2 pseudogenes are annotated in these 842 nt (G+C 66.6%); one reads left to right on the top strand and one right to left on the bottom strand.

Features of this window, described 5'->3' with window-relative positions:
• A pseudogene (locus JMF90_RS38885) lies at positions 1-544 on the top strand (NmrA family transcriptional regulator); the annotation flags it as partial.
• A gap of 99 nt (positions 545-643) precedes the next feature.
• Here the strand turns inward: JMF90_RS38885 and JMF90_RS40530 are convergent.
• Positions 644-842: pseudogene (locus JMF90_RS40530) on the bottom strand (type VI secretion system protein TssA); the annotation flags it as partial.

Here is an 842-nt window from a genome sequence, read left to right as displayed (position 1 = left end):
GGGTATCACGCGCCTGTTCCATGACTTCGAGGCACGGCTGAAGACGATCCCGACGCGATTGACGCTGCTGCGCTCGGCCGAGCATCTGCAGAACTGGGCGTGCGTGCTGCCGGTCGCGCTCGGTACCGGCGTGCTGCCGAGCTTCCATCATCCGGTCGGCAAGGCGTTTCCGACGGTCTGGGCGCCCGATGTGGGCATCGTCGCGGCGCCGCTGATGCTCGATGCGCCAGAAGGCGACAGCGGGCCGCGCATCGTCAGTGTCGAAGGGCCGCGGCGGGTGAGCGTGACGGCGATTGCGGAAACGTTGGGCACGGCGGCAGGTCGCGCGATCGTCGCGCACGCGCTACCGCGCGATACGTGGAGCGCGACGCTGCTGCGCGCCGGGCTCAGCGAGCGTCATGCGCAGCTGATCGTCGACCTGTACGACGTGCACAACGCGGGGCGGATCGATGTCGAAGCCGACGTGTCGGAGCGGGTGTACGGGACGACGACGCTGGAGGAAGCGCTTGCTGCGCTGGTGCGCGCGCATGCGGCGCCGGCGTGAGGCGGGACCACCGGCCGTCAGTCGCATACGAGGTTCGCCGGCGAGACGCTGCCTGGTCGCCGTGCGCGTCGACTTCCGAATCTATTCCAGGCCATTCGCCTAATCCCATTGCGAAAGAAGCTCGGCCGGAATCGCGTTGACAACCTCGACATAGCGTTTGCCAACGCACTGTTCAGCCCGCTTCAGCAATATCGGGATAGGGCTGCTTGGTTCGTTCGCTTCAAACCACTGACGCGCCGTACGCATCGGGTGACGTGACGGTCGAGCCGTGGTGGGCTTCCATGATGGCGACGATTGG

Source organism: Burkholderia sp. E168m23, assembly GCF_016586125.1.
GTDB classification, from domain to species: Bacteria; Pseudomonadota; Gammaproteobacteria; order Burkholderiales; family Burkholderiaceae; genus Burkholderia; species Burkholderia orbicola.
The sequence above is the reverse complement of the archived record's forward strand: the minus strand, read 5'-3'. Positions and strand labels throughout refer to the sequence as shown.